General features: G+C 62.1%; 6 protein-coding genes. All 6 read right to left on the bottom strand.

Annotated elements, in window-relative coordinates; translation table 11 throughout:
* On the bottom strand, window positions 1–614 hold a 614-nt coding region (gene tilS, locus EN749_RS30090; RefSeq protein ID WP_128364523.1), incomplete at its 3' end, for a tRNA lysidine(34) synthetase TilS.
* Window positions 615–671: 57 nt separating this feature from the next.
* Complete coding sequence (ybgF, locus tag EN749_RS30085) at window positions 672–1,781, bottom strand: tol-pal system protein YbgF (protein WP_127396527.1); 1,110 nt, start codon at window positions 1,779–1,781, stop codon at window positions 672–674.
* A gap of 228 nt (window positions 1,782–2,009) precedes the next feature.
* Complete coding sequence (gene pal / locus EN749_RS30080; RefSeq protein WP_013529149.1) at window positions 2,010–2,516, bottom strand: peptidoglycan-associated lipoprotein Pal; 507 nt, start codon at window positions 2,514–2,516, stop codon at window positions 2,010–2,012.
* 243 nt (window positions 2,517–2,759) lie between these two features.
* Complete coding sequence (locus EN749_RS39660) at window positions 2,760–3,002, bottom strand: four helix bundle protein (protein ID WP_348629390.1); 243 nt, start codon at window positions 3,000–3,002, stop codon at window positions 2,760–2,762.
* A gap of 171 nt (window positions 3,003–3,173) precedes the next feature.
* Window positions 3,174–4,484 carry a Tol-Pal system beta propeller repeat protein TolB gene (gene tolB / locus EN749_RS30070; protein ID WP_128364522.1) on the bottom strand — a complete coding sequence of 437 codons (1,311 nt, stop codon included), beginning with the start codon at window positions 4,482–4,484 and terminating at the stop codon, window positions 3,174–3,176.
* Between the two features lie 41 nt (window positions 4,485–4,525).
* Window positions 4,526–5,260: energy transducer TonB (locus EN749_RS30065; protein WP_128364521.1), on the bottom strand; the 735-nt coding region annotated here is incomplete at its 5' end.

Below are 5,260 nucleotides of genomic sequence, written 5' to 3'. Positions count from 1 at the left end.
ATATTGGTGGGGTCGTCGGCCCAGCCGACATTCTCACGCCGCAGGACGTCGCGCAGCGCCTCGCGCCGCAACCCGAGAAGCGGCCGAACGATCCACTCGCGCCAGTCATACAAGGTGGCCGGCGCCATGCCGGCAAGTCCCCGGCCTGCCATTTCGGCATGGCCTTGGCCCCCGTCCCGCGCCAATCCTTCTTCGCGCGCTTGCCGCATCAGCACCGTCTCTGCCTGGTCATCGGCGGTATGGCCGGTGAGGATCAGGCCGATGCCTTCAGCTTGTGCCGCCTCGGCCAGCAGCCGGTAGCGCACCTCGCGAGCAGCCGCGGGCAGGCCGGTCGATGGCTTGGGGCCCGACCATGTCAGGATGCGGTGTGAAATTCCGAATCTGGCGCACAGCTTCGCCACTGTTTGCGCTTCCGCAGCCGAACCGGACCGCAAACCGTGGTCGATCGTTACCGCCAGCAGCTTGGTTGCCGGCGCCGTGCAGTCGAGATGGTGCTTGAGAAGAAGGAGCAGGGCGGTCGAGTCGCTGCCGCCGGACACGGCCGCAACAGCGCCGCTGGTAAAATCGATATGCGAAAGAGGGTTAGTCGAAAGGTCCGGCTCGGTGTCGAGCATAATGCATGTCGCCCAAAAGTGATCCCGGTTTCAGGACAACGACATGTAGGACAAGGATCAGCAGGCAGCCAGAGCCTTCTCCTGCTTGACGCGTTCCTTGAGCGCACTGGAAATATCAGGGTAGCGCTTGCCGACCTCGCTGAAGGTGGCACAGGCAACGTCATGCTGCTTGAGGCCGACCAGCGACACGCCGAGCTTCAGCAACATGTCGGGAGCTTTCTTGGCCTTGGGGTAGTCCTTGCTGGCGGCAAGGAACGTCTCGGCCGCATCGCGGTATTTCTGCTGGCCGAGCAATGACTCACCCAGCCAGTAATGCGCGTCCGCCGCCTTCGCATCCTTGGGGAAGCGGGCGATGTGGTCGCGAAAACCTTGCTCGGCGGTGCCGTAGTCACCCGAAAGGATGAACTGGTAGGAGTTGCGGTAAAGCTCTTCCGGGTTGTTGGTGGCGGGCAACGCCGCGACCACCGTATCGGATTTGCCGGCCTTGGGCGGCGCCCCGGCGACTGGCGCGGTGTCCTGCGCCGGCGCGGTCGATTGTGTGTTGCCGCCGGCATCGATGACATTGCCATTCTTGTCGACGGTGATGGTGCCGAAATTCTTTTCCGGCGCTCCCGTACCGGGAATAACCTTGCCGGGGTCGCCGTCGGGAGATTCGACGATGACGTCCTCGACCGTCTTGCCGCCTGCCGATTGATCGTTGGCGGGCGCGGCGCCGGCATCGGCCGGCGCCCGTATTGCCGGGGCCGCCGCCACATCGTTGTCGGTGCCGGTGGTGGCGTCCGATTTCTTCTGCGCCGGCGGCTGCCCGCCTTGCGTGCCGCCGCCTTCCAGCTGCTGGAAGCGGAATTCATTGTCTTCCTGCTGCTTGCGGATCTGCTCCTGCATCTGCAGGACCTGGAAATTGAGTTCCTCGATCTTGCCGTTCATCTGCCGCAGCTGCTCTTCCAGGCTGGTGACAGCGGCAGGATCGGATTGCACCAGCTGAACCTGGTCCGGTTTCTTCTTTTGACCGAAAAGGCTGGGCAATTCGATACTGGGAAGATGGAAGGTAAAGCCGCTGTCGGTTGATTGCCCCGTGCCGCTCGCCCCGGTGCCGCTGGCCAGGGCGGTGACGCCTGATAGGAGCAGCAGCGCAAGCGTGCCGCTCAGAACCGATCTCAAATGCATGTGCCTCTCGCAGTGATTTCGTTAGCTTGTTCGCGCCTTCCAACCAGAATGGGACCAGCCAAGCGCCCTCGGCTCATAGCAGGAGCCGAGACTTCGGCCAAATTTTGTTTCGAGCATCGTCCGGATATGAAAAAGGCGGCCCCAAGGCCGCCTTTCGCACAGGTATGTTGCATTTTTAACGCTAGACGGCCGCGTGTTCTTTGACGCGCCGGTCGGCTGCGTGATGCTTCAGGAGCCAGCGCCGCTAAGCGTGGTGACCGCGCGGCGGTTCTGCGACCAGCAGGAGATGTCGTCGCACACCGCGACCGGACGTTCCTTGCCGTAGGAAATGGTCTTGAGACGGCTGGCCGAAACGCCCTTGGCAACGAGGAAGTCGCGGGTGGCGGCGGCGCGGCGGGCGCCGAGCGCCAAATTGTATTCGCGCGTTCCGCGTTCGTCGGCATGGCCTTCGACGACGATGGCATACTGCTTGTACTGGTTCAGCCACTGCGCCTGGCGCGAGAGCGTCGTCTGCGCGTCGGCACGGATCGAGGTCGAGTCCGTATCGAAGAAGATGCGGTCGCCAATGTTGACGGTGAAGTCCTGCGCCGATCCGGGTGTTGCGGCGCCGGCGCCGTTAAGGCCAAGATCGGCCGCGTTGTTCGGCGTCTTCTTCGAGGCGCAACCTGCGATGGCGAGCATCGCCACCAGCGCGATCATGACCGGGTTTCTGGTAAGTGCTGCAATACGGCCCATGCCGCCTCTCCTTCGTATTTCGAGTGATCTATTTTGAGTGATTTCGTTGATCACCCAGTAACCACGTTTGGGTTAACCGGCATTCAAGAAACACGGTTAATTTTGCTTTAAGCTGCCCGTCCGCAGCCCGTTGCCTGAAGCCACATTTCACGCGGACCCTAGGCGTAAATACGGCCAAAACGCGACAAAGAGATGGAAATGAGGAATTGAAGAGTTGGGGAATTGAGGAACTGAAGAGAGAATTCACTTCAGCTTTTCTCTCGGATTGATCAGCATGCCGTAGATATGGGCATAGGATCGCAGCCAATCGTCGTGTTGTGCCTGGCTGGTGTATCCAAGGTCGAACGCATAGGAAATCCACGTCTCCACCTCGCTGCATGACCCCATTGCCATCGAAATGAACCGCGCGAATTCGGGTTTGGAGTGAGTCTGCTTGGCAAATCCCTCAGCCAAATTGGCGCAGATTCCTTTGCTGGAGCGACGCAACTAATCAGCCAGCGCGTATTGCTCCATTTTGGGGAAAGCGAGCGTAGCTTTATGGACGTCAAGAGAAACCACATAAGCGCGCTTATATACCTCTAGATCCTTCGCGCGATTAATGTAGCCGCCCGCCTTCTCCATTCTTCAGTTCTTCAATTCCCCAGTTCCTCAATTCCTCTATTCAAGCAGCGGCGACCAGGCCGGGTCCGAAGCGAAGTTCACCGTCGGGATCGATTGCTCGTTGCGTCCGGTCAGATCGACCGAAACCAGTTTGGGCCCGCCGGCGGAATCGCGGAAGAACATCAGCACGCGGCCATTCGGCGCCCAGGTCGGCCCCTCCTGCTGGAAGCCGGAGGACAGGATGCGCTCGCCCGAGCCGTCGGTCTTCATGACGCCGATCTGGAATTCGCCGCCGGTCTGCTTGGTGAAGGCAATCAGGTCGCCGCGCGGCGACCAGACCGGCGTCGAATAGACGCCGTCGCCGAAGGAGATGCGGGTCTGGCCCGAACCGTCGGCGCCCATCGAGTAGATCTGCGCACGGCCGCCCCGGTCGGAGGTGAACACCACCTTGCTGCCGTCGGGCGAATAAGACGGCGAGGTGTCGATGGCGGTCGAGTTGGTCAGCCTCGTCGTCGAGCGGCTGCGCAGGTCCATGGCGAAGATGTTGGAATTGCCGTCGTCGCGCAGCAGGCTCATGATCACCTTCTGGCCGTCGGGCGAAAAGCGCGGCGCAAAGGTCATGCCGGGGAAATTACCGACCAGTTCGCGCTGCCCCGTTTCGATCTGCAGCAGGTAGACCCGCGGCTGGCCGCTTTCATAGGACATGTAGGTGATTTCCTGCCGGTTCGGCGAGAAACGCGGCGTCAGCACGATCGACCTGCCGTCCGAGAGATAGCGCACATTGGCGCCGTCCTGGTCCATGATCGCGAGGCGCTTCTTGCGCGCATTCTTGGCGCCGGATTCGTCGATGAAGACGACGCGGGTGTCGAAATAGCCTTTTTCGCCGGTCAGCCGCTCATAGATGGCGTCGGCGATGATGTGGGCGACACGCCGCTGATTGGCGTCGTTGGCGAAGAACTGCTCGCCGGCCATCTGCTGGCCAGCAAAAGTGTCCCACAACCGGTATTGGGCGCGGATGCGGCCGTCGGCTTCCTTGCTGACGCTGCCGGTGACCAGCGCCTGCGCGTTGATCACCTTCCAGTCGTCGAAGCGCGGTGCTGCATCGGGGTTGGTGATCTTCTCGATAAAGGCGCTCTTGTCGATCGGCGCGAACAGACCCGAACGCTTCAAATCGGCGGTGACGATCTGCGAAATCTGCGCCCCAAGCGCGTCGCCGCCCTGGAAATCCGTGATGGCGATCGGCAGCGGCTCGACGTTGCCCTTGTTGACGTTGAGCTCGACCAGCGCCAGCGCCGGCAACGTGCCTGCCGCGGTCATGCCCATCGCCATTGCTGCGACCATCAGGAGCGGCTTGAGGATTGATTTCATGTCTTCTCGCTTCTCGTACTGAATTTCCGGATACCCGGGCCTTAAAGGCCCAGCATCTCCCTTGGATCGAAGGTGACGCGAACGTCGGCCCAGATGTCCTGCTTGCCGGCGGGAACTTGCAGGCCGGTGACATCGCATTTTTGCACCGCACGAACGGCACTTTCGTCGAACTGGCGGTTTCCGCTCGACGTTTCGACCGCCGGGCGTCCATCCAGCTTGCCGGAGCCATCCAGGTTGAACCGCACCACGACGACGAAGTTCTCGGAACCTTCAAGGCCCGCGGGAAGGGTCCAGCAGCCGCCAAGCTGGCTTTCCAGAGCACCCATTTCGGACCTGGAAAGCTTCTGGCCCTGATCCTTGCCGCCGCCGAGCGACGCCTGCTGGGTCGAGCGCTTGGCGCCACCGCCGGATGGTTTCTGCTTGTCGAGGAGCGCGGAGATCTCGTCGGCGTTGAATTGCTTGTCGTCGGACTTCGGCTTCGACGACGCTTCCTTGACCGGCTTGTCGGCGTTCTTGCGTTCCGGCGCCTTGGCGCTTTCGGCCTGCGCCGGCTGCGGCTTCGGCCGCGCTTCCGGCGCGGGAGCGGAATCCGGCAGCTGCGTCGCCTCGGCGGACGGCTCCTGCGCTATGGCTTCAGCGACGGCGTCAGGCTTGACCTCGGGCGTCGGATCGATGGCAGCGGTCTTGTCCTGCGGTGGCGGGGTTGGCGCCGGCTTGGCCGGTGTCGGCTTGGGGTCGGCCTGCTTGACCGGCTCGGGCTTGACCTCTTCCTTGGG

Source organism: Mesorhizobium sp. M7A.F.Ca.ET.027.02.1.1 (assembly GCF_004022985.1).
In the GTDB taxonomy this organism is placed as follows: Bacteria; Pseudomonadota; Alphaproteobacteria; order Rhizobiales; family Rhizobiaceae; genus Mesorhizobium.
The sequence above is the reverse complement of the archived record's forward strand: the minus strand, read 5'-3'. Positions and strand labels throughout refer to the sequence as shown.

Coding starts and splice junctions, on each gene's coding strand:
- tolB (WP_128364522.1), bottom strand. CDS start 4,484: ATGAAATCAATCCTCAAGCCGCTCCTGATGGTCGCAGCAATGGCGATG.
- pal (WP_013529149.1), bottom strand. CDS start 2,516: ATGGGCCGTATTGCAGCACTTACCAGAAACCCGGTCATGATCGCGCTG.
- ybgF (WP_127396527.1), bottom strand. CDS start 1,781: ATGCATTTGAGATCGGTTCTGAGCGGCACGCTTGCGCTGCTGCTCCTA.